We start from the raw sequence: 26,476 nt of genomic DNA, 5'->3' as shown, positions 1-26,476 counted from the left end.
TATCCTTCTTTGTTGCACTTGACATTGTCGATTTCAATGTCTCGACCCACCATAGCCGCGCTGGTCCTCCCCGCCCCTTCCCGCTACCGTGGCGGCATGACCCCGTCGTCGAAGTCGGAGACGTTCCTGGAGGCCGGCGGCCACGACGTCCGGATCTCGAACCCCGACAAGGTGGTGTTCCCCGAGCCCGGGCTCACCAAGCTCGACCTCGCCCGGTACTACCTCAGCGTCGCGGACGGGGCGCTGCGCGGCGCCGGCGGGCGGCCGATGGTGCTGAAGCGGTTCGTGAAGGGGCTCACGCAGGAGCCGTTCTTCCAGAAGCGCGTGCCGGAGGGGCATCCGGACTTCATCGACACCGCGACCCTCCACTACGCCCGCGGGACCTCCGCCGAGGAGGCCGTGCTGCGGGACGCCGCGGGGCTCGCGTGGGTGTCCAACCTCGGCTGCCTCGATCTGAACCCGCACGCCGTCCGGGCGGAGGACCTCGACCATCCCGACGAGCTGCGGGTCGACCTGGATCCGATGCCGGGCGTCGACTGGTCGCAGATCGTGGACGTGGCCTTCGTCGCGCGCGAGGTGCTGGAGGATCACGGGCTCGTCGGCTGGCCGAAGACGAGCGGCTCGCGCGGCCTCCACATCCTCGTCCGGATCGCGCCGGACTGGGGGTTCGCGGATGTGCGGCTCGCGGCGGAGACGCTGGCGCGGGAGGTCGAGAACCGGGCGCCGGGGCTCGCGACGGCGCGCTGGTGGAAGGAGGAGCGCGGCGAGAGCGTGTTCGTGGACTTCAACCAGAACGCCAAGGATCGCACCGTGGCCTCCGCGTACTCGATCCGGCCGCTGCCGGACGCGCGCGTCTCGACCCCGCTCGACTGGGACGAGGTGCGTGCGCGCCGGCCGGAGGAGTTCACCGTGCTGACGGTGCCCGCGCGCTACGCCGAGGTCGGCGACCCGCACGCCGGGATCGACGACGCCGCAGGCTCGCTGGACGGCCTGCTCGCGCTGGCCAAGCGACTCGGGCCCGCCGAGAAGCCGCCGCGGGCCGGGGACGGCGCGGGACGCCGGGTCTCGCAGATGCCGCTCATCGAAGTGGCGCGCACCAAGACCAAGCCGGAGGCGCTGGCGGCCCTGGAGGAGTGGAAGGCGGCGCACCCGCAGGTCGCGGAGTCGCTGCACCCGGCCGACGAGCTGGTGGACGGGATGCGCGGGTCGAGCTCGCAGTGGTACCGGGTGCGGATCAACCTCCAGCACGTGCAGGAGGCCGACCGCCCGGAGCAGGGCGCCCTCGTGGCCGACTACGACCCGTGGGCCGGGCGGGAGTGGCCGGCGAGACCCTGACCCGATCGGTCATTCCTGCGGGCGCGTTCACGACGTACTCTGAGCCCATGAAGCGCAGTTGGCCGTTTCTCGTCCCCGGCATCATCCTCGCCGCGATCGGTCTGGTGTGGACGCTGCAGGGCACCGATGTTCTCGGCGGGTCCGTGATGAGCGGGTCCTCGTTCTGGGGGATCGTCGGCGTGGTCCTGCTGGTGGTGGGGCTGGTCCTGATCGTGCTCGGGATCGTGCGGAGGCGTCCCCGGCGCACCGGGTGAACTGCAGGTTACGGCTGAGTGACGCCTTACCCGACGGGGGTCACTTTCGCGCGCCCCCGTGGTTCCGTGTGCTGACGTGAACGTCGATCGCAGACACTTCCTGACCCTGGCGGGCGGCCTGACGGCCGGAGCCATCGCAGCGGGCACCGCCTTCGCCGCGAACGCCTCGACCACGAGTGCGACCGCCGGCACCGTGCCGCCCCTCCCTCGCCCGCGGCCTCCGGCATCGACCACATCGTGGTCGTGATGATGGAGAACCGCTCGTTCGACCACCTCACCGGCTGGATGCCCGGCGCGACCGGACTGCCCAGCGGCCTCCGCTACACCGACCGGTACGGCTTCCCGCACACGCCGCACCACCTCGCCGACTTCCAGGGCTGCGGGCATCCCGACCCCGACCACTCCTACGAGGGCGGCCGCATCGAGCTCAACGGCGGGAAGTGCGACGGCTGGCTGAAGGCCGGCGAGAACGACGACTTCTCCATCGGTTACTACGCGCAGGCGGACCTCGGCTTCTGGGGGCAGGCCGGGCCGCAGTGGACGGTGTGCGACCAGTACTTCGCGGCGACGCTCGCCGAGACGTACCCGAACCGCTTCTACATGCACGCCGCGCAGACCGACCGCCTGCACAACTCGACGGCGACGGCGACGATGAGGACGATCTGGGACGAGCTCGCGGCCGCGGGCGTCAGCGGGAAGTACTACTTCAACGACGTGCCCTTCCTCGCGCTGTGGGGATCGAAGTACATCGGCATCTCGCACCAGTACTCCGACTTCCTCGCGGACTGCGCGAGCGGCTCCCTTCCGGCGGTGTCGTTCGTCGACCCGCGCTTCGAGGACGAGTCGTCCGGCACCTCCGGCGACGACCACCCGCACGCCGACCTCCGCAGCGGCGAGCTGTTCCTGGACGAGATCTACCACGCGGTCACGACGTCGCCGAACTGGGGCAGCACCATGCTCGTGATCAACTACGACGAGTGGGGCGGCTTCTTCGACCACGTGGTGCCGGGCACGGCCGCCGACGCGACCCCCGCGGCCGGCACCGGCCAGCGCGGCTTCCGGGTGCCGTCGATGGTGATCTCGCCGCGATCCCGGCGCGGCTATGTGGCGCACGGCACCTACGACCACACCTCCGTGCTGAAGGCGATCGAGTGGAGGTTCGGCCTCCCCGCCCTCACCCCGCGCGACGCCGGCGCGCGGAACATCGCGGAGGTCCTCGACTTCGCGTCGGCGCCCAACCCGGCCGCGCCCGCCTACACCGTGCCGCCGTTCGTCGCTGGCCCGGCGTGCGCCCCGGTCGGACCGCCCGCCGCCGAGGAGTGGGCCCCGCTCAAACAGAAGGCCGTCGCAGAAGGGTGGACGCTCCCGTGACCATCAGGACAACACGCACACGCCTCATCGCCGGCCTCGCCGTCGCGGCAGCAGCGGTCGCAGGCGTCGCCTTCGCCTTCCTGCCGTCCGCCACGGCGACCGTGAGCGCCGCCACGACAGGCTCCTCCCTCCCCGGCGCGAAGCACGTCTTCGTGATCAACCTGGAGAACAAGGGCTACGACGAGACCTGGGGGCCCGGCTCCGCGGCGCCGTACCTGTCCACCACGCTGCGCAGCCAGGGCGTGCTGCTCGACTCCTACTACGGGACCGCCCACAACTCGCAGCCGAACTACGTGGCCGAGATCTCCGGCCAGGGCCCGAACCCGCAGATGCAGGCCGACTGCCAGACCTACTCGCCGTTCGTGGGCACCGGGACCGCCTCCCCGGCCAGGCGGTCGGCGACGGCTGCGTGTTCCCGTCCACGGTGACGACGGTCGCCGACCAGCTCACCGCGTCCGGCCGCACCTGGAAGGGCTACATGGAGGACATGGGGACGCCGTGCCGGCATCCCGCCCTCGGCGCCGTCGACGACACGCAGAAGGCGAAGGTCGGCGACCAGTACGCCGCCCGCCACAACCCGTTCGTGTACTTCCAGAGCCTGACGGGAACGGCGGCCTGCGCCGCGAACGACGTCGACCTCTCTCACCTCCCTACCGACCTCGCGTCCGTCACGACGACGCCGAACTTCTCCCTGATCACGCCGAACCTGTGCGACGACGGCCACGACTCGCCGTGCGTCGACGGGAGGCCGGGCGGGCTGGCCGGCGCCGACGCCTGGCTCAAGCAGTGGGTGCCGACGATCACCTCCTCGCCCGCCTTCAAGCAGGACGGCGTGCTCGTGATCACCTTCGACGAGTCGGACGGCCCGCAGTCGGACGCCTCCAGCTGCTGCAACGAGGGGCCGGGGCCGAACTCGGCCCTCCCCGGCATCTCGGGCCTGGGCGGCGGCCGGGTCGGGGCGCTCGTGCTCTCGCCGTTCGTCAAGGGCGGCACCTGGTCCACGACCCCGTACAACCACTACAGCCTGCTCGCGAGCATCGAGGACACCTTCGGGCTGCCCTACCTGGGCTACGCCGCGACGCCGGGGCTCAACCGCTTCGGGCTGGACGTGTACAACTACCGCAACTGAGCGACGTCGGAGACCGGGAGCCGGACGAGCTCCAGCCGCATCTCCATCAGGCGACCGTGGCGGCCAGGCGGCGCAGCACCTCGGTCGTCAGCTTGTCGAGCGACTGGTGCATGCCCGCGTACGCGAACACCGACATCAGGCTGCGCGACCAGCCGCTCTCGGTGATCGTGAGCTCGGTGAGCCCGCCCACGTCGGCGAACTCCACGACCGTGCGGATGTTCTGCGTGAAGCCCTCGGGGAGCTGGTCGTCGGGCAGCGGAACACCCTCCGCGTCGGTGATGCTCTGCGTGAACTCGAGCCGCTCCTCCGGTACGACCGCGGTGTAGGTGCCGCCGGTGAAGCTCTCGGCGCCGCCCTGGTACTCGGGCGCGAGCATGCTGAACACGTAGGAGCCGCCCTCCCGCAGGTCGATCTGCGCCGAGGGCGAGGTGTAGTCCTCGGGCCCCCACCACTCGGTGACCAGCTCGGGGTCGGTCCACAGCCGCCACACGGTGGCGACCGGCGCGTTCAGGATGCGCCGCACCACGATGTCCGTCGTCTCGTTCGTCATGAGAGTTCTCCCCTGTCTCGTGTCTTCTCGATGTGCGCGGCCAGCTTGTCCATCCGCGCGTTCCACTGCCGGGTGCGGTCGGCCAGCCAGCCCTCCGCCCCGGCGAGCGCCGAGACGTCCAGCCGGTAGACGCGCTGCTGCGCCCGCCTCTCCACGGTCACCAGGCCCGCCTCGCGCAGCACCTTGAGGTGCTGGGAGACGGCGGACGCGCTGGTCGTGAACTCCGCACCGATCTCCCCCGCCGCCAGCTCACCGCGCCGGGCGAGCAGGTCCACGATGGCCGCCCGGGTGGGGTCGGCCAGCGCGGCGAAGGCGGAGGTGGGGGTGGTCATGGGTCGATAATACAGCGACAGCTTAATTAAGGCAATACCGAAACACAGGGAGCGGGGTTCAGTACGGCTGCACCTCGAGCTCGGTGGCGAACGTGCGGAACCGGTCGCGATCGGAGTGCATCCTCCACAGCAGCTCGGCCAGGACCTCCGGGTCCTTCTGACCGTCGCCCCGGATGATCCCGCCCGGGATGATGAGCTGCGCGACGTGGATGTCCGTGTCCCGCAGCGCCTGGTCGAGCATCTCCGCATACGCCGTCTCGCCCGCGAACGCGATCGACGTGCCGGCGAAGTGCTGCACCGGCTGAACGGCGCTGCCGCCGTTGACGAACAGGATCGTGCCGCGGCCGAGCACCCGCATCCCCTGAAGCACCTGGTGCACTGCCGCGACCGGCCCGAGCACCGAGAACTCGAACGCGGCCTGGATGTCGTACACGGTCGACTCCAGCACCGGCCGCAGGAAGTCCTTCGCCGGGAGCGGGTTGTAGCTGAGCACCTCGATCGGGCCGAGCTCCTGCGCGGCGAGGTCGAGCGCCTTCACCAGCGCCTCGGGATCGCGCACGTTGGCGGCATACCCTTTCGCGGCGATGCCGTCGGCCGCGAGATCGGCCGCGAGGGAGTCGAGCCGCTCCTGGCTGCGGGAGACGAGCGCGACGCTGAAACCTTCACGCCCGAAGCGCCGGGCGAGCGCCTCGCCGAGCTGGCGGCCTGCGCCGATGATCGCGAGAGTAGTCATGCGCCCACGTTACCCGGGACGTCGCGGAGGCCGATCGCGGTAGGAATCCGTCCGCCTCCCCACCTGCGCAACACCTGGGCGAAGCCTCCCGGAAGCCTGCGATCCGGTTGACCCCGCCACCAGCGCGTCTACCGTGTCGCGTCATCACTCGCGTCCGCGGCGGAGACCCCTACTCCGCACCGCCGGGCGCACAGGAAGAGGTACCGATGTCGTTACTCAAGAAGCTGCTCGTCGCCGCCGCCGCGGCGGCCCTCGGATCGCTGGCGGTCGCCCTGCCCGCCCAGGCGGACACCGTCTCCGTCTCGCCCCCGGCGCCAACGACTGGTCGTGCGTGCCGTCCGCCGCGCACCCGTACCCGGTCATCCTCGTGCCGGGGACGTTCGAGAGCATGGCGAAGAACTGGTCCACCATGTCGCCCGTGCTCAAGCAGGCGGGCTACTGCGTGTTCGCCCTGGACTACGGGCAGTACAACGGCGTGGACGCGTCCGGCCCGATCGCCCAGTCCGCGCAGCAGCTCTCGCCGTTCGTGGACGCCGTGCTGGCCTCCACGAAGGCCACGAAGGTCGACCTCGTCGGTCACAGCCAGGGCGGGATGATGCCGCGCTACTACCTGGGCTTCCTCGGCGGCGCCAAGAAGGTGCACCAGCTGATCGGGATCGCGCCCTCCAACCACGGCACGCACGGCGTCATCGTCCCGGGACCGGACGGGCTGCCGGCGCTCACGAGCGCGGACCCGTCGGCGTGCCCGGCGTGCGCCGACCAGACGGCCGGCTCGGCGTTCCTGCAGAAGCTCAACTCGATCGGCGACACTGTGAAGGGACCGAGCTACACCGTCATCTCGACCACCCACGACGAGGTGGTGACGCCGTACCAGAGCCAGGCGCTGAGCGGCTCGCCCACGCAGGTCACCAACACCGTCATCCAGGACAAGTGCCCGGCCGACCCGATCGAGCACGACCAGACACCCAACGACCCGGTCGTGCAGCAGCTCGTGCTGGAGGCGCTGAGCGTGCCGAACGGCCCGGCCGACCCGGCCTACCAGCCGAACTGCACCTGACCGGACGCTGACGCTCGGTCACAGCGGCACGCCTGCGCCGGTCTCCACGAACCGGCGCAGGCTGCCGACGACGAAGTGGTCCCAACCCGCCGAGCACGCGTCGTAGCACTGCTTCGCCGGCGTGAGGCCCTCGTGGGTGAACGTCAGGCGCGTCCCGTCGCCGGACGGCTGGAGGTCGAACACGATCCGCGTGCCGGTCCACGGGTCGGGCTCGTCCACGAAGCCGAGCTCGCTGTCGATCACGTCCCAGACGATGCGGCGCCCCGGCTCGAACACGGTGACGCGCTGCGTGCTGTCGTGCAGGTCGCGGTAGCGGTACGTGAACTCGTCGCCCACGCGGTCGGCCGCGCCGGTGACGTCGCCGAGCCACCACCGGCCGACGTCCGCGATGGCGGCGGAGACGTCGTCCGGGCTGCGGTCGAGGTCGATCGTGGTGGTGTAGTCGGTGGCGGTCTGTGTGGTCATGGTGTCCTCCGTTCGGTGCGCGGATCGTCGACCCGCGGTTGTCGATTCACCGGGGCAGACGCCGCCGGGCGCCAGAACTGGTCACGCCTCCTCGACCAGTCCGTGGCGTCGACGGTGTCGACACAGACGAGACGGACGACCAGAATCGGATCGCCGGGGAGAGAGGGACGATGGACGACCAGCTGCTCCACGCCGCGCTCGGCGGGGACCGCGCCGCGTTCGACGCCCTGACCGCGCCGCACCGCCACGAGCTGCACGTGCACTGCTACCGGATGCTCGGCTCGGTGCAGGACGCCGAGGACGCCGTGCAGGACACCCTGCTCAGCGCCTGGCTGGGGCTGGCGGGCTTCGAGGGCCGCTCGTCGCTGCGGACGTGGCTGTACCGCATCGCGACGAACCGCTGCCTCAACATCCTGCGCGCCGGGCGCCGCAGGCCGGCCGAGGTGGAGCCTCCCGTCGCCCGGCCGACAGCCCTCGGCGAGGTGTCGTGGCTGGAGCCGTACCCCGACACGCTGCTCGACGGCCTCCCCGACTCGGCCCCCGGACCGGAGGCCCGCTACGAGTCCCGGGAGGCCATCACCCTGGCGTTCACCCGCGCGCTGCAACTGCTGCCGCCCTCCCAGCGCGCGGCCCTCATCCTCCGCGACGTGCTCGGCTACCCCGCTGCGGAGGCCGCCGACCTCCTGGACGTCACGGTCGACTCCCTGAACGGCTCGCTGAAACGCGCCCGAGCGGCACTGGCGGGGGCGCCTCCCGCGCTCGACCCGATCGACCCCGACCCGGAACTGCTCGACCGCTTCGTCAGCGCCTTCACGTCCGGCGCGGTCGCAGACCTGGTCGCCCTGATGACGGACGACGTCTGGGTGCGGATGCCCCCGCTGCCGTTCGAGTACCACGGTCCGGGCGCGGCGGCGGCGTTCTTCAGGCCGATGACGGACCACCGGCGGACGATCGAACGGATGGTGCCGACGGCAGCGAACGGGCAGCCGGCCTGGGGCGAGTACGTGCGCGACCCGGTGTCCGGCGGCCTGCACCTGGTGGGCGTGCTGGTGGTGGGGGTCACCGGTGGACGGGTGAGCGAGGTCACGCACTTCGAGCCGGGTGCGGGGGCATGGCTGGGGTTGCCCCGGCGGTGGGAGGGGTGAGGGGAGGCCGTTCTCCCCCTTCTTGGGGGTCTGGCTTATCGCCCCAGACATGGGAACCTCACACTATGAGGAAACCTCATGTAAGCCCCTCGCGCCCACTGCGGCGCCGGCTTCGGCTCCGCACGGTCATCGGCGGTGCGATGGCGACCGTCCTGATGGCCTCGGCCGCGCTGGTCGCCGGGCTGCCCGCGTACGCGGACGACGGCTGCAACGCCGCTCCCAACCCGATCGTGTGCGAGAACGCGCTCCCGGGCTCGGACCCGTCGGTCTGGGACGTCAGCGGAGCCGGCGATGGCACCATCCAGGGCTTCTCGACCGACATCAGCGTCGACATCGGCGGGACGATCGGGTTCAAGATCAACACGGACGCGTCCGCGTACACCATCCAGATCTTCCGCACCGGCTACTACCAGGGGCTGGGCGCACGCAAGATCGCCGATGTGACGCCGTCCGCAACCCTTCCGCAGACGCAGCCCGCCTGCTACTGGGACCCGACGGTCGAACTCACCGATTGCGGCAACTGGGCGCAGTCGGCATCGTGGACGGTCCCGCCTTCGGCGGTCTCCGGCGTCTACATCGCACTGCTCACCCGCGCGGACACGGGCGGGCAGAGCCAGATCACGTTCGTCGTCCGCAACGACGCGAGCCATTCGGACATCCTCTACCAGACCTCGGACCCGACCTGGCAGGCGTACAACACCTACGGCGGCTCCGACTTCTACCAGGGCGCGGCGAACGGCCGGGCCTACAAGATCAGCTACAACCGCCCGATCGTCACCCGCGGCGTCAACTCGGGCCGGGACTTCTACTTCAGCGCTGAGTATCCCGAGGTGCGCTTCCTGGAGAAGAACGGCTACAACATGTCGTACCTCTCCGGCGTCGACACCGATCGCTACGGTTCACAGTTGCTGAACCACAAGGTCTTCCTCTCGGTCGGGCACGACGAGTACTGGTCGGCGAACCAGCGGGCCAACGTGCAGGCGGCGATCAACGCCGGGGTGAACGTGCAGTTCCTCTCCGGCAACGAGATGTACTGGCACACCCGCTACGAACCGTCGGTCGCCGGGACACCGACGAACTACCGCACCCTGGTGTCCTACAAGGAGACCTGGTCGAACGCGAAGATCGACCCGACCCCGGAGTGGACCGGCACCTGGCGCGACCCCCGGTTCGCCTCCCAGGCCAACGGCGCGGGACTCCCGGAGAACGCCGTCAGCGGCACCATGTTCATGTCCAACCTGACCGATCTGCCCATCACGGTCACGGCCGCGCAGGGCAAGACCAGACTGTGGCGCAATACGAGCCTGTCCTCCCTCGCCGCCGGGACGACGGCGGCCCTCGCGCCGCACACGGTGGGCTACGAGTCCGACGAGGACGTCGACAACGGCTTCCGACCGGCCGGCTTGATCGACCTGTCCACGGTGAGCGGAACCGTCCCGTCGTACATGCTGGACTTCGGCAACACCACCGGCACCGCGACCACCACCCACCACGTCACCCTCTACCGGGCGTCTTCCCGAGCCCTCGTCTTCTCCGCCGGCTCGATTCAGTGGTCCTGGGGACTGGACCAGACCCACGACGGCGCCGGCGCCGCCGCCGACCCACGCATGCAGCAGGCGCAGGTCAACCTGATGGCCGACATGGGCGCCCAGCCCGGGTCCCTGCAGTCCGGCCTGGTGGCGTCGACCGCCAGCACGGACACCACACCCCCGACCGCGGTCATCACAGCGCCTTCGTCCGGAGCGAGCATCGCGAACGGCGCGTCCGTCACCGTGACCGGCACGGCATCCGACGTCGGCGGCGTCGTCGCCGGCGTCGAGGTGTCCACCGACGGCGGCACGAGCTGGCACCCCGCGACCGGAACGACCTCGTGGACATACACCTACGTGCAGAACGGCCTCGGAGCGCAGACGATCGACGTCAGGGCGACCGACGACAGCGCCAACACGTCGACGCCGATCTCCCGTCCGGTCACGGTGACCGGCCCCTCGTCCATCTTCGGGTCACAGGTCCCAGCGGTGGCGGATGCGGGCGACGCTTCCTCCCTGGAGGTGGGCCTCCAGTTCACGGCGCTGCAGAATGGCTTCATCACCGGGGTGCGCTTCTACAAGAGCACGGCCAACACCGGCACGCACACCGGCTCGCTGTGGGATGCCGCCGGCAACCGGCTGGCGACGGTGACGTTCAGCGGTGAGAGCGCATCGGGTTGGCAGACGGCGAACTTCGTCTCGTCGGTCGCCGTCTCCGCGGGCACGAAGTACGTCGTGTCGTACTCCGCCCCGGCCGGTCACTACTCCGCCCAGACCGACGCCTTCGCGTACCGCGGCCCGACCGACAACGTCTTCTCGGTCGCCGGCGGCTTCGGCGCAGCCCCCGCCGGGGTGTACTCCACGTCGGTCGGCACCTTCCCGCAGGCATCGTACGAGAGCTCGAACTACTTCGTGGACGCCGTCTTCTCCGCGGTCGACAACTCGCCCCTGGTCGCGACCGGACAGTGGCCGCTGCCCGGGTCCTCCAGCGTGCCGCCGGCGACGACGATCGGCGCGGTGATGTCCAAGGCGGTCGACCCGGCCAGCATCGCCTTCACGGTCACAGACGCCGGGGGCACCACAGTCGGGGGCACCGCCACGGACGCGGCCGCGACTCACACCGCCACCTTCACGCCCACGTCGGCCCTGAAGAACGCGGTGCGTTACTCGGTCACGACGACGGCTCGGGACCTGACCGGCAAGACGCTGTCATCGGGAGGCACCTGGAGTTTCGTCACGGCCCAGCCCGATCCGGCGCCGGGCGTCTGCCCGTGCAGTCTGTTCTCCGACTCCACCGTGCCCTCCATCCTCCAGGTGAACGACTCGCCGGTCACCCTCGGCGTGCAGTTCGCCAGCACGGTCGCCGGCGCGGTCACCGGCATCCGGTTCTACAAGAACTCCACCAACACCGGCACCCACGTCGGCACGCTCTGGAGCACCAGCGGACAGCAGCTCGCGACCGGGACCTTCACCGGCGAGTCCACAGCGGGCTGGCAGACGCTCACCTTCGCCACACCCGTGAACATCACGGCGAATACGGACTACGTCGTCTCGTACCGCACGACGACGGGCAGCTACTCCGTGACCCCGGGCGCCTTCTCGGGCTCCGGGGTGAGCAACCCGCCGCTCGTCGCCGGGACCTCGATGGGCCGCTACTCGTACGCCGACGGCTTCCCGAACACGGCATCCACGTCGAATTACCTGGTGGATGTGGTGTTCGCCACACCCGCCGATCCGCTGACGGTCGTCTCCGAGTCGCCGGCCGGTGGCGCGGTGGGCGTCAGCCCCGCGACCCCGGTGTCGATCACCCTCTCGAGCCCCATCATCAGCGGGTACGCACTGTCGGTCTCCGCGGGAGGCACACCCACCGCAGGCACGACCTCGCAGTCGAGCGACGGCGCGACGATCACGTTCACCCCTGCCGCTGCGCTCCCGAACGGGGCGACGGTGGTCGCGACGCTCTCCGGCGCCCGAGCCGCTGGAGGGGCGACACTCGCGACACAGAGCTGGTCGTTCAGCGTCAAGGCCGCCCCGCCGCCCGCGCTGACCCTGGGCGACTTCACCTCCGACGGCCACGCCGACGTGCTCGCCCGCGACGGCAGCGGCGCCCTCTACCTGTACCGCGGCAACGGGGCGGCCGGCTGGCTGAACCCGACGGTCGTCCGGGTGGGTTCCGGATGGAACGTCATGACCGCGATCGTCTCGCCGGGGGACTTCGACGGCGACGGCCACAACGACGTCCTCGCCCGGGACGCCGCCGGCGCGCTGTGGCTCTACCCCGGCGACGGCGCGGGAGGGTGGGGCGCACGCCGGCTGGTGGGCGCCGGGTGGAACATCATGACCACGATCGTCGCCGCGCATGACTTCACCGGAGACGGCCACCCGGACATCTTCGCGGTCGACGCCTCCGGTGCGCTGTGGCTGTATCCCGGTGATGGGCACGGGGGCTGGCTCGCCCGGCAGGCCATCGGAACCGGCTGGAACGTGATGACCGCGATCGTCGGAGTCCGGGACTTCGGCGGCGACGGCAACCCGGGCCTGCTCGCCCGCGATTCGTCCGGCCGGCTCTGGTACTACGCGCGCAGCGCCTCAGGCTGGAAGGCGCCGGTCGTCGTCGGAGTCGGCTGGAACGTGATGACCGCCATCGTCTCGGTCGGCGACTTCAACGGCGACGGGCACGACGACATCCTGGCGCGGACCTCGACGGGCGCGTTCGTCCTCTACCCGGCCAACGGCAAGCTGGGCTGGGGGCCCGTGACTCAGGTGGGTTCCGGCTGGAACATCATGACCTGGATCGGCTAGCCCCCGCAGACGCGGAGCCACAGCGGAGGCGCGCAAACCGCGCAGCGGGTTCGTCGGGCAGCGACGGCGAGAGGGTCTGTCACGCCGGGCCGGCGCTGGGCGGGACCGTCCCCGGAGGGAAGCCCTGGAACGTGACGGGACGGCGGAAGCGGCCGATCGCCGCCGTGCCGACGGAGGTCGTCCCCGCTGCAGTGCTGGCAGGATACGGGCCGCCGTGCGTCATCGCGGGAGAGACGGCGACGCCGGTGGGCCAGCCGTTCCAGACCAGGCGCCCGCTCTGCCGGGTCGCCTCGGCGATGAGCGCTCCCAGGCCCTCGTCCGCGCCGGACTCTGCGTGCACGGACGAGGTGAGGGTTCCGCCGATCGCCCGCGCGGCTCCGGGGAGGCGCCGCACGTCGTCGTAGCCGACGACGAGGGCGCTCGGGCCGAAGCGCTCCTCACCGAGCGAGTCCACGTCGCGCTCGAAGGTCTCCAGGTCGGTCCCATACAGGCTCGGGGTCACGCCGGCGGACCGGACGGAGCCCTCCAGCACCGTCCTGACCCCGGGATGATCGAAGCGTGCGGACAGCCCCTGATAGCCGCTGAGTATCCGCTCGTTCAGCATCGGCGCGGCGTCGCTGTCGGCGAGCGCGTCCGCGACCGCGGAGGCGAACGCCTCTCCGTCGGGCACGAACACGATGCCCGGCTTGGTGCAGAACTGGCCGGCGCCGAGCGTGAACGACCCGGCGAAGCCGGCGGCGATCTCCGGCAAGCGGGCCGCGGCGGCCTCCCGGGTGACATAGACGGGGTTCACCGAGCCCAGTTCGCCGTAGAACGGGATCGGGTCCGGCCGCGCTGCGGCGAGATCGAAGAGCGCCCGGCCACCGGCGAGCGAGCCGGTGAAGCCCACCGCCGCGATGGCCGCATGCTGCACGAGCGCGGCGCCGGAGTCGAAGCCCTCGACCAGGCCGAAGACCCCGGCCGGCAGGCCGGCCGCGCGCACCGCTTCGGCCACGTGGGCCGCCGTCCTCCGGGAGAGCTCCGGGTGCCCGGGATGCCCCTTGACCACCACCGGGCAGCCGGCGGCGAGGGCGGAGGCGGTGTCGCCGCCCGCCACGCTGAACGCGAACGGGAAGTTGCTGGCCGCGAAGACCGCGACAGGACCGAGCGGCACCACGTACCGACGCAGTTCGGGGAAGCCGGAAGGCTGATCCACGACCACTCCGGACTCGCCGGCGATCAGCTCCGCGAACGCCCGGAGCTGACCGGTCGTGCGGAGCACTTCACCGGCGAGACGGCCGGCGCCGAGGTGCGTCTCCGCGTCGGCGAGCGCGACGAGGGCAGCGCTGTCGCCGTCGAGGCGGTCCGCGATGTCGATCAACAGCGCGGCGCGCGCCTCGGCCGAAGCGTCCGCGTACCCGGCTGCCGCGTCGGCGGCGGCGAGGCACGCCGCGTCCACCCCGTCCAGAGTCGCCGCGCTCACCGGGCCTCCAGGAAGTCCCACGACGCGCGGCCCTGCGCCACCGGGTTCGTGACGGACGAGACGTCCTGGACCTCGACCGTCACCCGGTCGCCGACCCGCAGCGTGAAGTCGTCCGCCGGGACGATGCCCGTGCCGGTGGAGAGCCACGCGCCGTCCGGGAAGTTCTCCGCTCGGAACAGATACTCGACCAGCTCGGTGAGCGGCCGTGCCAGCGACGCGGTGGAGGTCGCGTCGTCCACGATTGTGCGGCCGTCGCGCTCGATGCGCAGGCGGATGCCGAGAGCGGCCGCGTCGACCTCCCACGCCGGGCGGATCGCCGGGCCGATGGCGCACGCGCCGGCGAACACCTTGGCCTGCGGCAGGTAGAGCGGGTTCTCGCCCTCCAGCGATCGCGAGCTGACGTCATCGCAGACGCCGTAACCGACGATCTCGCCGTGCCGGTTGGCGATGACCGCGAGCTCCGGCTCCGGCACGTCCCACGAGGAGTCCTCGCGGATCGCGATCGGCTCGCCGTCGGTGACCACGCGCCACGCGGCCGACTTGAAGAACAGCTCCGGGCGCTCCGCGGCGTAGACCCGGTCGTAGATGTCGGGGTCGCTCGACTCGTCCATGCGGGCGGAGCGCGAGCGCAGGTAGGTCACCCCGCTCGCCCATACCTCCGTCCGGCCGTCGATCGGGGCGGCGGCTGCGGCGAGCTCCGTCGGGGCGAGCTCGCCCTCCAGGAGCGTGCGGAGCTCGGCCGACCGCAGCCGGAGCAGTTCGGCCAGCGAGGCGACGGGGACGAGCCGGGGGCCGTCCTCGCGGTGGGCGATGACACGGCCGTCGGTGGAACGGTACAGGTGCACAGTGGCCTCCTAGCTGACGGGGACGAGCGGTTTGGTGAAGTACGAGCGCGCGTCGTCGGGACGGATGTCCGCCACGGCGTCGTCGAACAGACGCATGGGGTGCGAGCGGTAGGGATGCTCGGCGATGGCCTCCAGGTCGAGCTCGATGCCCAGCCCGATCCCCTCGGGGATGAGGATGTCGCCGTCCTCGGTCAGCTGCAGCGCCTCGTTCGAGATGTCGCCGCGCCACGGCACGTCGACCGCCATGATCTCCAGGTACCGGAAGTTCGGCAGCGCCGCCCCCAGCTGCAGCGTCGCCGCCGTGGAGAGCGGCCCCGACGGGTTGTGCGGCGCGAACGGCACATAGCGCGCGGCCGCCAACGTCGAGAGGAAGACCAGCTCGGACAGGCCGCCGGCGTGGGTGACGTCCGGCTGGATGTAGTCGACGGCTCCGCGTTCGAGCACCGGCAGGAAGGCGTTGCGGCCGAACCAGCGCTCCCCCGCTGCGATCGGGATCGGCGACTTCGAGCGGATCTCCACGAGCGCGTCGACGCTGTCCGGCGGGCTCGGCTCCTCGAAGAACACCGGCTGGTACTGCTCGAGCTCGCGCGCGATCCGGATCGCGTTCGGCACGTCGAAGCGCCCGTGGCCCTCGATGAACAGCTCGATGTCGTCTCCGACCGCATCGCGGACGGCCGCCACGGGCTCGAGCATCCGGCGCAGGTCCCGCGCCCCGACGGTGAGGTCGGCGGCCTCGAACGGGTCCCACTTCAGCCCGCGGAAGCCCTGGGCGACGGTCCCGATCGCGGCCTCGGCGAAGTCCTCCGGAGTGCGGGCGCCGGAGAACCAGCCGTTCGCGTACGCACGCACCCGGTCGCGCGTCCGGCCGCCGAGCAGCCGGTGCACGGGGACGCCGAGCGCGCGGGCGGAGACGTCCCACATGGCGGTCTCCAGAGCGCTCAGCGCGGTCATCGAGACCGGGCCGCCGCGCCAGTACGAGTCGCGGTTGAGCCGGTAGATCGTCTCCGCGATCCGGGTGGGGTCGGCGCCGAGGACGCGTTCCGCGAGCAACCGGACCGCGCCGACGACGGCGTGCTCCTGGCCTTCGAGCGTCGCCTCGGCCACACCGGTGAGCCCCTCGTCGGTGCCCAGCAGGACGAAGACGAGATTGGTGCGGTAGAAGTCGACCACGACGGTGTCGAGACTGGTGATCTTCATAGCGGTGGTGCTATCCCTTCACGGCGCCGGCGGTCATACCGCTGACGACGTAGCGTTGTGCGAACAGGTAGAAGGCGACGGCCGGCAGCGTGAACAGCAGCGCGACCGCCATGATGCTCTGGATCGAGGTGTCCTGCTCGCCGATGAAGCCGGCGACGCCGACCGACGCCGGCTGCAGGCCCTTGTCGAAGACGAACGTCACGGCGAAGACGTACTCGTTCCAGGCGCTGAAGAACGCGATCACCGCCGAGGCCGCCACCGCGGGTGCGATGAGCGGCAGGATGACGCGGCTGAGCACCGTGAACGGCCGGCCGCCGTCCACGCGGACGGCCTCGTCGAGCTCGCGCGGAACACCGTCGATCGCACCCTTCAGGATGAGGGCGACGACGGGCAGCGCGAACGCGGTGTCGGCGAGGATCAGGCCGTGCAGCGAGTTGAGCAGCTCGAACCGGCGGAAGATCGAGAACAGCGGGACCACGAGCAGGGCCTCCGGCAGCATCTGCGTGAAGAGCAGCGCCACCGCGATGACGACCTTCCCGCGGAAGCCGAACCGCGAGAGCGCGTAGCCGAGCGGAATGCCCAGGCCCACGGCCAGGACCGTGGTGCCCGCGGCGACGATCAGGCTGTTGAGCAGCCAGCCCAGCACCTGCCCGTCCGCCAGCACGTCGGCGAAGACGCCCATCCGGCCGAAGTCGGGCAGCAGGCTCGTGCCGCCGCTGTACAGGGCGGAGTCCGGTGTCAGCGCTGTGACGAACATCCAGTAGACCGGGAAGATCGCCAGGCCGAGGACGACCAGGACCGCGATCATGCGGGCGGTCACCCCGAAGCGTCGTGCGGTGCGCATCATGCCTCCCGTGCCGCGGCCCGCGCGACGAGTCTGCTGCCGGCGATGACGATGACCGAGATGACGATGCCCACCATCCCGATCGCCGCGGCGACGCCGAGTTGTTTGGATTCGAACGCCTGCGAGTAGAGGTCGATCACCAGCGTCCGCGTCGAGCCGAGCGGGCCGCCGCGCGTCATCAGCCAGATCAGCTCGAACCGTCGCAGCGACCAGATCGTCATCAGCACGGCGACGAGGCCGACCGTCGGCTTGAGCACCTGCCAGGTGACGACACGGAACACCGTCCAGCGTCCCGCGCCGTCCATCGACGCCGCCTCGACCAGTTCCTGCGGCACCGACTGCAGAGCCGACAGCAGCACGACCGCCACGAACGGGACGAGCTGCCAGATCGTCGTGAGGAGGATCGTCGCGAGAGCGAGCCGCGGGTTGTCCAAGGCGCCGCTGGCGCCCGGGTCGATGCCGACGGCGCGCAGCAGTCGCGTCAGGATGCCGAACTGCGGGTTGAACATCCAGGTCGCGATCAGGGCGACGGCGATGCCGGGCGCGGCCCACGGGATCGTCACCAGCGAACGGGCGACGCCCCGGCCGGGGAACCGCCCGTTCAGCAGCAGCGCCACGATCAGGCCCAGCCCGACGGAGCCCACCACGCAGCAGACGACGTAGACCGCCGTCGTCAGCAACGTCTGCTGGAACTCCGGGTCGGCGAACACGCGCTGGTAGTTCGCCAGGCCCACCCAGACGCTCACCGCAGGGTTGAGGAGGGTCGTCCTCGTGAAGCTCAGGTACACCTCCTGAACCAGCGGGACCAGCTGGAAGACGACGATGTAGAGCACGGCCGGCGCCAGGAAGGCGTACGGCGTCCACGGGCTGCCGACGACGCGGCGGCGCCGGCGGGCGGACAGCGGTTCCGCCGGCGCCCGCCGCACCTGCTCCGGGGGCTGTGCGGGGTGCGGGGCCGCGCCTCGCGGCGCGACCCCGTCGTGGTGCTCACTGCCCGACCAGCTCAGCTGCCTGCTTCTGAGCAGTCTGCATCGCCGACTTCATGTCCTTCTCCCCCTTCAGAGCGGAGAGGACCTGGGTGACGACGATGTGACGGATGTCCGGGGTCTGCGCTCCGAAGCCGAGGACGATCTGCGGAACGCCCGAGTCGGTCAGGTCGTCGAGGACCGGCAGGAAGGGGTACTTCTGCAGGCTGGCCTCGCTGCGCTTAGTGGGTGTCGCGACGCTGCTGGCGCCGAGCACCTCCTGCAGCTTCACCTGCTGGGCGGGCTTGAGCAGCCAGTGGATGAAGTCGGCGGCGGCGTCCTTGTGCTTGCTGTTCGCGTTGACCACGATCGGGGCGAGGAGGGCACCCTGCTTCTTCACCGGGAACGGGATGCGGGCGACCGAGAACTTCAGCTGCGGGTTCGCCGCGGTGGTGGCCGTGGCGTAGCCGCCGTTGTTGAGCTCCATCCCGACCTTGCCGTTGGCGAACATCTTGCGGAAGGTCGCAGCGTCGGCGCCCTTCGGGATCACGTTCGCGTCGTACAGCTTCTGGTACGCCTCCAGGCCCTTGATGACGTTCGGCGAGTCGATCGTCAGCTTCTTGCCGTCCGACCAGTTGCCGCCGAAACCGAGCACGTAGTTGAAGATGTCCTGCCAGACGCCGGCCTCCTCCGCCTGGGTCTGCCGGAAGGCGAGACCGTAGGTGTCGCCGGCCGTGAGGCTCTTGGCGGTCTGCAGGAACTCGTCGAACGTGGTCGGCGGCGTCGGGATCAGGTCGGTGTTGTAGAACATGCCGTAGTTCGCGTCCTCGAACACGACGCCGTAGCGGTGACCGTCGACCGTCAGGTACTTGTCGGGGCCGGGGATGAGGTGGAGCGCCTTGGCGTCGATCTGGTCGTCGAGCGGCTCCAGGAGGCTCGACCCGGCCGCGGCCTCGAACTCCGGCATGTCGAAGCGGACGATGTCGGGGCCTTCGCCGCCGCCCATCTGCGTCAGGACCGTCTGGCCGAAGGTCGGGTACGGGACGGACGCGGGCTTGACGGTGACGATCTTCTGACTGGCGTTGTATTCGTCGATGAGCTTCTGGAGGCCGGGGCCGCGGCCCGGGTCGCCGAGCGTCGACGCCGCGAACGTGATCGTCGCGGGCTTCGGCGTGTTCGCCCCGGCGGTGCTGCTGGGGCTGGAGGACGAGCATCCCGCGAGGGCGACGGCGCCCACCGCGAGCGTTGCGACCAAGCCCAGCACTCTGCTGCGGCGAGGGGGACGTGACTGCATGGCCTACTCCTTCGTAAACGGTGCGGATGTCCGGATGGCTGATCCGAATTAATAGGAATAATAGTAACAATACGTCTAAACGCAAAAAGAGCCGGGCGCACGCATCCCGGACGGATAGGGTCCACTCATGGCAGATCTACACGCGGCCCTCGTGGACGCCCTCGGGCTCCGCATCGTCCGAGGCGACTATCCGCCGGGAAGCCGCATCGACGTCGACGCGCTGGAGCCGGAGTTCCGGGTCAGCAAGACGGCGATCCGCGAGGCGCTGCGCGTCATCCGCGAGAAAGGGCTGATCGACTCCTGGCCCAAGCGCGGCACCATCGTCACCAGCCGGGACCACTGGAAGCTGCTCGACGGCGACGTCATCCTGTGGCGGCGCGAGGCCCGGCGGGACGACGACCGCCTGCTCGCCGAGCTCTCGCAGCTGCGCGACGTGATCGAGCCCGCAGCGGCCCGGCTGGCTGCGGAGTTCCGCGACGACGCCGACATCGAGGCACTCCGCACGGCGTTCGCTGCGTTCGAGTCGGCCGGGCGCAACGCATCGCGTCTGGCGGAGGCCGACCGGGACTTCCACCTGACACTGCTGCACGCCACCCACAACGAGCTGATGGTGCGCCTCGACGTCGTCGTGATCCACGCGCTGGACGCCCGCAACCGCATCCAGCACCATCCCGGCGCGGACTGGCTCGACCCGGTTCCCGACCACAAAGCCGTGCTCGACGCGGTGGCCGCCGGGGACCCCGTCGCCGCCGAACGCGCCATGAAGCACGCGATCCGGGAGTCCGACCTCGACCTCCGCGGCGGGGAGCCCCCGTTCGACGCCACCGAGTCGGTCGAGCCTCCGGCGGCCGACTAAACGAGCGGAGGCCCGTTCAGCCCCACACGTCGGAGGCGATGTCCACGACCTCGCGCACCTTGGCCCACTGCTCCTCGCGCGTCAGCAGGTTGCCCTCCTCGGTCGAGGCGAAGCCGCACTGCGGGCTGAGGGCGAGCTGGCCGAGGGGCGCGAACCGGGCCGCCTGGTCGATCCGTCGCTTGATCACGTCCGGGTCCTCCAGCGCACCGGTCTTGGACGTGATGAGGCCGAGCACGACCCGCTTGTCGCCCTCCGGCAGGAACCTCAGCGGCTCGAACCCACCGGCGCGCTCGCTGTCGTATTCGAGGAAGTACCCGTCGAACTGCGTGTTGCCGAGCAGCTGCTCCGCGACCGGCTCGTAGCCGCCCGACGAGATCCACGTCGACCGGAAATTGCCGCGGCAGACGTGCGTGGTCACCGTGAGGTCATCGGGTCTGCCGTCGAGGATGCGGTTCAGCATCGCCGAATACCGTTCGGCGATGCCGTCGGTCTCGATGCCCCGCTCGCGGGCTTTGGCGAGCTCCGCCTCCGAGCACAGGTACGCCCAGGCGGTGTCGTCGAACTGCAGGTACCGCGCGCCGGCGTCGTAGAAGGCACGGAGGGCGTCGCGGTAGGCGCCGACGAGATCGTCGACGAGGTCGTCGCGTCCGCCGTACGCCGACGCGGAGATGTGGCCGGGCTCCAGCCGGAAGTCGAGCACGGTGGGAGCCGGGATCGTGAACTTGGGCACCGCCCCGGTCGTGTCCTCCACCAATGCCTTCAGCGATCGGAAGTGCTCCAGGAACGGATGGTCATCGCCGAACCCGATCCTCCCCGTCACTTCGAGGCCGCGGGGCTTGGTCTGCACACCCTGGAACTGGATGCCGTGATCGAGCTCGACGACCTCCACGCCGTCGAGGAGCCCGAAGAAGTCGAAGTGCCACCAGGCGCGACGGAACTCGCCGTCCGTCGCGACCTGCAGGCCCGCCTCCGCCTCACTGAGGACGAGCTCCCGGATCGCCGCGTCCTCGACGGCGCGCAGGGCGTCCCGGTCGATCGCGCCCGACGCGAACCCGTCACGGGCTGCGGCGAGCGCGGGCGGACGGAGGAAGCTGCCGACGACGTCGGCGCGGAACGGCGGAGTGGGCATTTCTCGAGGCTAGCGGATCGCTTTCGATGCGGCCGAGACGCCGGCGTGATCAGCTCGCCCGAGGCCGTCCAGGGAGAACGTCTCCGCAATCCAGTCGGCGATGATGCCCGCCACGTAGGGCATGTTGTCGATCGAGATGTGCTCCGTGCCGCCTTCCGGGTCGTCGAAGATCCGGAGTTCGCGGCGCGGGCTGTTCACCGCCTGGTCGTAGGTCTCGTGGGCGTAGCGCACCGGGATCTGGCGGTCTCCCGCACCGTGGGTGATCAGCAGCGGGACGGTGATCTTCTCGGCCACGCCGTTGAGGTGCATCCCCTCGGTCTTGGCGATGAACTCGTCCATGTCGTTCACTCCCCAGACCCAGAAGACGTGATCCCAATAGTGCGGGACCGGGTTCTCGCCCTCCCGGTTGCGGCGCGCCTCCTGCACGGCGGCCCAGTCGTGGTTCGCGCCCCAGGCGACGGCCAGCCTCAGGCGCTTCTCGAAGGCCGCGGCGCGCGGCGCGTAGTAGCCGCCGAGCGACCAGCCGACGATGCCGATCCGTTCGGGGTCGGCGTCGAGCTCGGCGGCGTGCTCCTCCAGCCAGTCGACGATCGCCGCCGCCCACACCTCGGTGTCGTGGCGGGCGGTCAGGCCGCGCAGGCGCAGGGCCTCGCCGGATCCGGGGGTGTCGATCATCAGGGTGGAGATGCCGCGGTCCGCGAGCATCTTCGGGAAGCCCGAGTAGTACATCATCTCCTTGGTCGAGTCGAGACCGTTCCACTGGATGATCACGGGGTGCGGGCCGTCGCCCGGCGCGCGGTAGAAGTAGCCGGGCAGCGACGCGCCCTCGTAGGGGATCTCGACGCGCGTGAGCGGGATGCGGCTCAACTCGACGTGCGTGAGGAGGAGGTCGATCGACTTCTGGTACGCGGCGTTGCGGCCCTCCCAGCGCGGCGACTGCAGCCGCTCGGCCTGGGACGTGTAGAGCGACGCCCGGTAGTAGGTCTCCCCCGCGCCGATCCGGCGGCCGGCCGCCTCGTCGGCGCGCGCCTTGGCGACGAGGCGGTCGGCGACGGCCTCCCACGCCGCGTACAGCTCGGCCGTCCCGGCGTCGTCGCCGTTCTGCGAGGCGAGCAGCACCGGCTTGCACGCCCGGTCGACCTCGTCGATGTAGCCGCCGTTGTTGAGGGTCGCGACGACGGCGAGGCTCCAGACGTAGTTGGTCGGGAAGTACATGAACACGGGAGGGCTCCTTCTACTGCGCGCCGGCCGCGATGCGGTCGGCGAGGTGTTTGGCTCCGGCGGAGGAGGCGAAGCCTCCGTCGACGGGGAGGTCGGCGCCGGAGATGTAGCCCGACGCGTCCGAGATCAGGAAGGCGGCGAGGCCGGCGACGTCGGCGGCCTCGCCGAGTCTTTCGAGCGGCGTCAGTTCGAGTTGCGCCTCCCGCATCGCGGATGGCGCGTTGGCCGTCATGTCGGTCTCGATGAAGCCGGGATGGATGGTGTTCACCCGGATGCCGCGCGGCCCGTACTCGGTCGCCGCGACGCGCGACAGCCCGCGCAGGCCCCACTTCGAGGCCGTGTATGCCGCTGTGTAGTGACCCGTGAGTCCGGCGACCGAGCCGACGTTCACGATCGAGGAGCCCGCTCCCATGAGCGGCGCGAGCGCGCGCATGCCGAGCATCGGCCCGGACAGGTTCACAGCGATGACACGGTCCCAGTCGGCACGCTCGGTCTGGTCGATGCCGGCGCGGTGGGTGATGCCCGCGTTGTTGATGAGGCCGCGGAGCGGGGTCCCGCCCAGTGTCTCGGCGAGGTCGGTCGCGAGCCGCGCCCAGGCGGCCTCGTCCGTGACATCCAGGTGACGGAAGTCGATCGCGTCGCCCAGCGGGCCATCCGGGTCGACGACGTCGGTCGCGACGACGTGCGCGCCCAGCTCGGCGAGCAGCCGCGCCTCCGCGGCGCCCTGACCGCGGGCTGCGCCGGTGACGACGACCGTCGCCCCGTCGAGGCCGGCGAGCAGATCGCGGACACTGGAGGTCACTGCGCGACCCGCTCCCGGCGGCTCCGGGCACGCGACCGCTCGCGCGCCGGCGGCAGCTCGGGCGCCTCGACGGCCCCGCCGACCGGGCCGGCCAGCTCGCCGATGCCCTCCACCACCATGCGCACGGTGTCGCCGTCGGTCACCGGAGGCGGCGTGAGCTCGCCGCGCCGGCCCCAGAGCTCGGCCAGGCAGCCGCCGTTGCCGATCGTCCCGGAGCCGAGCACGTCGCCCGGCACCACCCGCGAGTTGCGCGAGGCGTAGGCGATCAGCTCCGGGAACGGCCAGCCCATGTTCGATACGAGGTCGTGCCCGATGCGCTCGTCGTTCACGAACACCTCGGCCCGGACGGCGAGGAAGCCGTCGTCGTCGAGGAAGGGTGCGAGCTCGTCGGCCGTCACGATCCACGGCCCGAGGCTCGTCCCGAAGTCCTTGCCCTTGGCGGGGCCGAGGCGCACCTTCATCTCGCGCGACTGGAGGTCACGGGCGGACCAGTCGTTCATGATCGTGTAGCCGAAGATGACCCCGGCCGCGTCGTCGGCGGTGAGGTTCGCGCCGCCAGGACCGCCGATGACCGCCGCGACCTCCAGCTCGAAGTCGAGGCGGGCACTGACCGGAGGCCGCAGCACCTCGCCCGGCCCGAGCACCGTGTGCGGGTTGGTGAAGTAGAACGTCGGCGCCTCGTACCACTCGGGCACGACTTCGGACTTGCCGTCGACCGAGGCGCTCACGCCCTCCACGTGCTCCTCGAAGGCCACGAAGTCGCGGATCGAGGCGGGCACGAGCGGGGCGAGCAGCCGGACGTCCGCGAGGGCCGCGCCGTCGGCCTCCTCCACCGCCGCGAACAGCCTGTGCGTCTCGGCGAGCCCGCGCGCGAGCACGTCGCCCACAGTGAGGCCATCGGGGAACGGGACGACCCGGTCCCCAATCACGAACCCCTCGGAGGTGTCGTCGCCGTCGCGTGTCCAGCGGGCGATCCTCATGCGGGCTCCGCCATCCGGTGCGCGATGCCGAAGATGAGCCCGGGGGCGTCGGCCTCCCGGTCGTGGTCGATCTGCCACTGGCCGAGCTGCACGGAGGCCTCCACCACGGCCTGCGCGCGCGGCACGCGGCGGGCGTGGAAGGCGTCCCAGAGCGCGTCATCGACGGTGTCGGCGGCGAGCAGCAGCTCGGTCAGCACCAGCGCGTCCTCCAGCGCCTGCGCCGCGCCCTGCGCGATCGTGGGCGGGCAGGAGTGCGCCGCGTCGCCGATCACGACCGAGCGGCCGCGGTTCCACGGAGCCGGCACGATGTGCTGGGTGAACCAGGTGTAGTTGACGTGCGCCCCGGCCTGGAGGTCGGCCCGGATGTCGTTCCACGGTCCGCCGTAGGCCGCCGACTCCTCCAGCATGATCGCGACCGACTCCTCGTCGCTGAGACCGGTGCGGTCCTGCGCGGGCTCGACCAGGTAGGCGTACATCGTGTCCTCGCCGGTCGGCGTGTAGCCCGCGATGTAGACCGGGCCGCCGTAGTACAGCTCGCTGTGCTCGACGGAAGCCGGACGCGAGACGAACGACCGCCAGATGCCCATGCCGGTCGGCTCGGGCTTGGTCTCGATGCCGATCAGTTCGCGGACGGCCGAGTTGAGGCCGTCGGCGCCGACCAGGAGGTCGTAGGTGCCCGCGGGCGAGCCGTCGACCTCCACGGCGACACCGTCCTCGGCCTCGGTCACGCCCGTGACCTTCGCTCCGAACCGGACGTCCGCCCCCGCCGCCTGGGCGTGCGCGAGCAGGATGCGCGCCAAGTCCGGGCGGTACATCCCGCCCGTCGCCGGGAAGTCCGGGCCGCCGGTCTTCACCTCGGGCAGCTCGGCGATCGCCGGGGCGTCCGGCCCCGGCGCCCGCAGCGTGAGCCCTTCGAAGAAGTACCCCTCGCGCTGCACATCGTCCCAGACACCGAGGGCCGCGAAGGCGCGCAGTGCGTTGCCCTGCAGCGTGATGCCTGAGCCGAGCGCGCTCAGCTCCGGCTTGGACTCGAAGACGTCGACGGCGACGCCCGCCTTGGCGAGCTGAATGGCGGTGGCCAGACCCGCGACACCGCTTCCGGCGATCGCGACCTTGGTGACGGCGGTCATACAAGAACCTCTCTGTTCTTCTGCGTGCGCTGCTGTTCCGGCGAGACCGCTAGAGCAGCGCGATGGGGTTGATCGGCGACCCGACGGCCGCCGTGATGGGCAGCGGTGGAGCCGAGAGGAGGAAATCGTATCTCCCGAGCCGCGCGCACTCGGACGCCAGCTCCTCCAGGTCCCACATCTCGCCGATGGTGAGGCCGAGGTTCGGGATGACGACCTGGTGCAGGGGCTGGAACGCGGGGACGTCGAACTCGTTCGGGCGCACTTCGAAGCCCCAGGTGTCGGTCGCGATCGCGGCGATCCCCGTGTCGTGCAGCCAGCCGGCGGTCGTCAGCGAGAGACCGGGGGCGGGGCCTCCCGCGTACTCGCCCCAGCCGTCGCGGCGCACGCGCGCGAGTTGTCCGGTGCGCACCAGGACGATGTCACCGGTGCGCACCGCGCTCGTGGGGCCCTGCGCCTCGGCGCAGGAGCGGAGGTCGGCCGCGGTGATCGCGTAGCCGTCCTCCAACTCTCCTGTCGTCGGCCGGAGGTGCCGCCCGAGGTCGAGCAGCACCCCCGCGAGACGATCGCGGAGGCCGCGTGCTCGATGCCCGTGACGAGGTCGCCGTCGCTCGTGACGACATCACCGGCCCGGCGGCCGTTCCAGGCGTAGCCGTGGTCGAAGATGTGACCGAGGCCGTCCCACTGCGTCGAGCACTGCAGCGGCATCGCGATCACGTCGTCCGCGCCGCCGAGCCCGTGCGGGAAACCCTGGGTGCCGCGCTCGGCGTCCGTCCCGGTGTCCAGCATCGTGTGCACCGGGTTGGTGCGCCGGCGCCAGCCCTTCTGCGGGCCGTTCATGTCGAACGACTGCGCCAGGGAGATCGCGATGCCCTCGCGGACGAGGGCGGCGGCATCCGCCCGCGTGGCCGCGTCGATGAGGTTGAGCGTGCCGAGCACGTCGTCCTCACCCCAGCGGCCCCAGTTGCGGTACACCTCCGCCCGCGCCGCGATCTCGGCCTCCGGGTCCTGACGGTCCAGGTCGGCCGGGTCCTCGCTCGGTGCGGCCATCG

The 26,476-nt window shown here is 70.9% G+C and carries 24 protein-coding genes and 1 pseudogene; 9 read left to right on the top strand and 16 right to left on the bottom strand.

Annotated elements, in window-relative coordinates; translation table 11 throughout:
• Nucleotides 1–96: 96 nt before the first annotated feature.
• The 5 genes from ACQ86L_RS15115 to ACQ86L_RS15095 all read left to right on the top strand — a co-directional run bounded on the left by ACQ86L_RS15115 (nt 97) and on the right by ACQ86L_RS15095 (nt 4,089).
• On the top strand, nt 97–1,335 hold the full coding sequence (locus ACQ86L_RS15115) for a DNA polymerase domain-containing protein (protein ID WP_434316145.1): 1,239 nt from the start codon (nt 97–99) through the stop codon (nt 1,333–1,335).
• Between the two features lie 47 nt (nt 1,336–1,382).
• Nucleotides 1,383–1,589: a hypothetical protein gene (locus ACQ86L_RS15110; RefSeq protein ID WP_345839688.1), complete on the top strand. Its 207-nt coding sequence runs from the start codon at nt 1,383–1,385 to the stop codon at nt 1,587–1,589.
• Between the two features lie 246 nt (nt 1,590–1,835).
• Nucleotides 1,836–2,960 carry an alkaline phosphatase family protein gene (locus ACQ86L_RS15105; RefSeq protein WP_434316144.1) on the top strand — a complete coding sequence of 375 codons (1,125 nt, stop codon included), beginning with the start codon at nt 1,836–1,838 and terminating at the stop codon, nt 2,958–2,960.
• Nucleotides 2,957–3,388: a hypothetical protein gene (locus tag ACQ86L_RS15100; RefSeq protein ID WP_434316143.1), complete on the top strand. Its 432-nt coding sequence runs from the start codon at nt 2,957–2,959 to the stop codon at nt 3,386–3,388. Before ACQ86L_RS15105 ends, ACQ86L_RS15100 begins: the two co-directional genes overlap by 4 nt.
• On the top strand, nt 3,370–4,089 hold the full coding sequence (locus ACQ86L_RS15095; RefSeq protein ID WP_434316142.1) for an alkaline phosphatase family protein: 720 nt from the start codon (nt 3,370–3,372) through the stop codon (nt 4,087–4,089). The genes ACQ86L_RS15100 and ACQ86L_RS15095 overlap by 19 nt, the downstream gene beginning before the upstream one ends.
• A gap of 46 nt (nt 4,090–4,135) precedes the next feature.
• On the opposite strand, the gene ACQ86L_RS15090 is transcribed toward ACQ86L_RS15095, so the two are convergent.
• The 3 genes from ACQ86L_RS15090 to ACQ86L_RS15080 are packed head-to-tail and all read right to left on the bottom strand — an operon-like array spanning nt 4,136 to nt 5,704.
• The gene (locus ACQ86L_RS15090) at nt 4,136–4,639 is read right to left on the bottom strand and encodes an SRPBCC family protein (protein WP_434316141.1); all 504 of its coding nucleotides are present in this window, start codon (nt 4,637–4,639) and stop codon (nt 4,136–4,138) included.
• Nucleotides 4,636–4,971: a metalloregulator ArsR/SmtB family transcription factor gene (locus tag ACQ86L_RS15085; protein ID WP_434316140.1), complete on the bottom strand. Its 336-nt coding sequence runs from the start codon at nt 4,969–4,971 to the stop codon at nt 4,636–4,638. The genes ACQ86L_RS15090 and ACQ86L_RS15085 overlap by 4 nt, the downstream gene beginning before the upstream one ends.
• Before the next feature lie 58 nt (nt 4,972–5,029).
• Nucleotides 5,030–5,704 (bottom strand): SDR family NAD(P)-dependent oxidoreductase, encoded by a 675-nt coding sequence (locus ACQ86L_RS15080; protein ID WP_434316139.1) that lies wholly within the window; start codon nt 5,702–5,704, stop codon nt 5,030–5,032.
• Nucleotides 5,705–6,035: 331 nt separating this feature from the next.
• Between ACQ86L_RS15080 and ACQ86L_RS15075 the strand changes: the two genes are divergently transcribed.
• A complete protein-coding gene (locus ACQ86L_RS15075; protein WP_434316138.1) occupies nt 6,036–6,761 on the top strand; it encodes a lipase family alpha/beta hydrolase in 726 nt (241 codons plus the stop codon).
• Nucleotides 6,762–6,779: 18 nt separating this feature from the next.
• On the opposite strand, the gene ACQ86L_RS15070 is transcribed toward ACQ86L_RS15075, so the two are convergent.
• Nucleotides 6,780–7,226: an SRPBCC family protein gene (locus ACQ86L_RS15070; RefSeq protein WP_434316137.1), complete on the bottom strand. Its 447-nt coding sequence runs from the start codon at nt 7,224–7,226 to the stop codon at nt 6,780–6,782.
• Nucleotides 7,227–7,396: 170 nt separating this feature from the next.
• Here ACQ86L_RS15070 and ACQ86L_RS15065 point away from each other — a divergent pair, with 170 nt between their 5' ends.
• On the top strand, nt 7,397–8,371 hold the full coding sequence (locus ACQ86L_RS15065; protein WP_434316136.1) for an RNA polymerase subunit sigma-70: 975 nt from the start codon (nt 7,397–7,399) through the stop codon (nt 8,369–8,371).
• 140 nt (nt 8,372–8,511) lie between these two features.
• Nucleotides 8,512–12,702, top strand: a complete 4,191-nt coding sequence (locus ACQ86L_RS15060) for a N,N-dimethylformamidase beta subunit family domain-containing protein (RefSeq protein ID WP_434316135.1) — start codon at nt 8,512–8,514, stop codon at nt 12,700–12,702.
• 79 nt (nt 12,703–12,781) lie between these two features.
• On the opposite strand, the gene ACQ86L_RS15055 is transcribed toward ACQ86L_RS15060, so the two are convergent.
• The 6 genes from ACQ86L_RS15055 to ACQ86L_RS15030 all read right to left on the bottom strand — a co-directional run bounded on the left by ACQ86L_RS15055 (nt 12,782) and on the right by ACQ86L_RS15030 (nt 19,309).
• Complete coding sequence (locus ACQ86L_RS15055) at nt 12,782–14,164, bottom strand: aldehyde dehydrogenase (NADP(+)) (RefSeq protein ID WP_434316134.1); 1,383 nt, start codon at nt 14,162–14,164, stop codon at nt 12,782–12,784.
• Entirely contained in the window at nt 14,161–15,009 is an 849-nt protein-coding gene (locus ACQ86L_RS15050; protein ID WP_434316133.1) for a fumarylacetoacetate hydrolase family protein, read from the bottom strand. Before ACQ86L_RS15050 ends, ACQ86L_RS15055 begins: the two co-directional genes overlap by 4 nt.
• Before the next feature lie 9 nt (nt 15,010–15,018).
• Nucleotides 15,019–16,206: a mandelate racemase/muconate lactonizing enzyme family protein gene (locus tag ACQ86L_RS15045; protein ID WP_434316132.1), complete on the bottom strand. Its 1,188-nt coding sequence runs from the start codon at nt 16,204–16,206 to the stop codon at nt 15,019–15,021.
• Nucleotides 16,207–16,216: 10 nt separating this feature from the next.
• Entirely contained in the window at nt 16,217–17,050 is an 834-nt protein-coding gene (locus ACQ86L_RS15040) for a carbohydrate ABC transporter permease (RefSeq protein WP_434316131.1), read from the bottom strand.
• Nucleotides 17,050–17,976, bottom strand: a complete 927-nt coding sequence (locus ACQ86L_RS15035; RefSeq protein ID WP_434316130.1) for a carbohydrate ABC transporter permease — start codon at nt 17,974–17,976, stop codon at nt 17,050–17,052. The genes ACQ86L_RS15040 and ACQ86L_RS15035 overlap by 1 nt, the downstream gene beginning before the upstream one ends.
• Before the next feature lie 61 nt (nt 17,977–18,037).
• Nucleotides 18,038–19,309: an ABC transporter substrate-binding protein gene (locus ACQ86L_RS15030; RefSeq protein WP_434316129.1), complete on the bottom strand. Its 1,272-nt coding sequence runs from the start codon at nt 19,307–19,309 to the stop codon at nt 18,038–18,040.
• Nucleotides 19,310–19,436: 127 nt separating this feature from the next.
• Between ACQ86L_RS15030 and ACQ86L_RS15025 the strand changes: the two genes are divergently transcribed.
• Complete coding sequence (locus tag ACQ86L_RS15025) at nt 19,437–20,165, top strand: FadR/GntR family transcriptional regulator (protein ID WP_434316128.1); 729 nt, start codon at nt 19,437–19,439, stop codon at nt 20,163–20,165.
• A gap of 16 nt (nt 20,166–20,181) precedes the next feature.
• Here ACQ86L_RS15025 and ACQ86L_RS15020 read toward each other — a convergent pair whose 3' ends face one another.
• The 6 genes and pseudogenes from ACQ86L_RS15020 to ACQ86L_RS14995 form a co-directional block, all read right to left on the bottom strand.
• A complete protein-coding gene (locus ACQ86L_RS15020; protein ID WP_434316127.1) occupies nt 20,182–21,294 on the bottom strand; it encodes a 5-methyltetrahydropteroyltriglutamate--homocysteine S-methyltransferase in 1,113 nt (370 codons plus the stop codon).
• 9 nt (nt 21,295–21,303) lie between these two features.
• A complete protein-coding gene (locus ACQ86L_RS15015) occupies nt 21,304–22,509 on the bottom strand; it encodes an alpha/beta hydrolase family protein (RefSeq protein WP_434318902.1) in 1,206 nt (401 codons plus the stop codon).
• 19 nt (nt 22,510–22,528) lie between these two features.
• Nucleotides 22,529–23,317 carry an SDR family NAD(P)-dependent oxidoreductase gene (locus ACQ86L_RS15010; protein WP_434316126.1) on the bottom strand — a complete coding sequence of 263 codons (789 nt, stop codon included), beginning with the start codon at nt 23,315–23,317 and terminating at the stop codon, nt 22,529–22,531.
• Entirely contained in the window at nt 23,314–24,297 is a 984-nt protein-coding gene (locus tag ACQ86L_RS15005) for a fumarylacetoacetate hydrolase family protein (protein ID WP_434316125.1), read from the bottom strand. Before ACQ86L_RS15005 ends, ACQ86L_RS15010 begins: the two co-directional genes overlap by 4 nt.
• Entirely contained in the window at nt 24,294–25,427 is a 1,134-nt protein-coding gene (locus ACQ86L_RS15000; protein ID WP_434316124.1) for an FAD-dependent monooxygenase, read from the bottom strand. The genes ACQ86L_RS15005 and ACQ86L_RS15000 overlap by 4 nt, the downstream gene beginning before the upstream one ends.
• 49 nt (nt 25,428–25,476) lie before the next feature.
• Nucleotides 25,477–26,474, bottom strand: a pseudogene (locus ACQ86L_RS14995) (cyclase family protein).
• Nucleotides 26,475–26,476 lie beyond the last annotated feature (2 nt).

The organism is Leifsonia sp. P73 (assembly GCF_051059105.1).
Lineage (GTDB): Bacteria > Actinomycetota > Actinomycetes > Actinomycetales > Microbacteriaceae > Leifsonia.
The sequence above is the reverse complement of the archived record's forward strand: the minus strand, read 5'-3'. Positions and strand labels throughout refer to the sequence as shown.

What these genes read in the sequence shown, in the direction of transcription:
- ACQ86L_RS15005 (WP_434316125.1), bottom strand. Translation starts at nt 24,297, where the DNA reads ATGAGGATCGCCCGCTGGACACGCGACGGCGACGACACCTCCGAGGGG.
- ACQ86L_RS15025 (WP_434316128.1), top strand. Translation starts at nt 19,437, where the DNA reads ATGGCAGATCTACACGCGGCCCTCGTGGACGCCCTCGGGCTCCGCATC.
- ACQ86L_RS15105 (WP_434316144.1), top strand. Translation starts at nt 1,836, where the DNA reads ATGATGGAGAACCGCTCGTTCGACCACCTCACCGGCTGGATGCCCGGC.
- ACQ86L_RS15110 (WP_345839688.1), top strand. Translation starts at nt 1,383, where the DNA reads ATGAAGCGCAGTTGGCCGTTTCTCGTCCCCGGCATCATCCTCGCCGCG.
- ACQ86L_RS15080 (WP_434316139.1), bottom strand. Translation starts at nt 5,704, where the DNA reads ATGACTACTCTCGCGATCATCGGCGCAGGCCGCCAGCTCGGCGAGGCG.
- ACQ86L_RS15070 (WP_434316137.1), bottom strand. Translation starts at nt 7,226, where the DNA reads ATGACCACACAGACCGCCACCGACTACACCACCACGATCGACCTCGAC.
- ACQ86L_RS15090 (WP_434316141.1), bottom strand. Translation starts at nt 4,639, where the DNA reads ATGACGAACGAGACGACGGACATCGTGGTGCGGCGCATCCTGAACGCG.
- ACQ86L_RS15000 (WP_434316124.1), bottom strand. Translation starts at nt 25,427, where the DNA reads ATGACCGCCGTCACCAAGGTCGCGATCGCCGGAAGCGGTGTCGCGGGT.
- ACQ86L_RS15040 (WP_434316131.1), bottom strand. Translation starts at nt 17,050, where the DNA reads ATGCGCACCGCACGACGCTTCGGGGTGACCGCCCGCATGATCGCGGTC.
- ACQ86L_RS15045 (WP_434316132.1), bottom strand. Translation starts at nt 16,206, where the DNA reads ATGAAGATCACCAGTCTCGACACCGTCGTGGTCGACTTCTACCGCACC.
- ACQ86L_RS15015 (WP_434318902.1), bottom strand. Translation starts at nt 22,509, where the DNA reads ATGTACTTCCCGACCAACTACGTCTGGAGCCTCGCCGTCGTCGCGACC.
- ACQ86L_RS15030 (WP_434316129.1), bottom strand. Translation starts at nt 19,309, where the DNA reads ATGCAGTCACGTCCCCCTCGCCGCAGCAGAGTGCTGGGCTTGGTCGCA.
- ACQ86L_RS15020 (WP_434316127.1), bottom strand. Translation starts at nt 21,294, where the DNA reads ATGCCCACTCCGCCGTTCCGCGCCGACGTCGTCGGCAGCTTCCTCCGT.
- ACQ86L_RS15060 (WP_434316135.1), top strand. Translation starts at nt 8,512, where the DNA reads ATGGCGACCGTCCTGATGGCCTCGGCCGCGCTGGTCGCCGGGCTGCCC.
- ACQ86L_RS15115 (WP_434316145.1), top strand. Translation starts at nt 97, where the DNA reads ATGACCCCGTCGTCGAAGTCGGAGACGTTCCTGGAGGCCGGCGGCCAC.
- ACQ86L_RS15085 (WP_434316140.1), bottom strand. Translation starts at nt 4,971, where the DNA reads ATGACCACCCCCACCTCCGCCTTCGCCGCGCTGGCCGACCCCACCCGG.
- ACQ86L_RS15065 (WP_434316136.1), top strand. Translation starts at nt 7,397, where the DNA reads ATGGACGACCAGCTGCTCCACGCCGCGCTCGGCGGGGACCGCGCCGCG.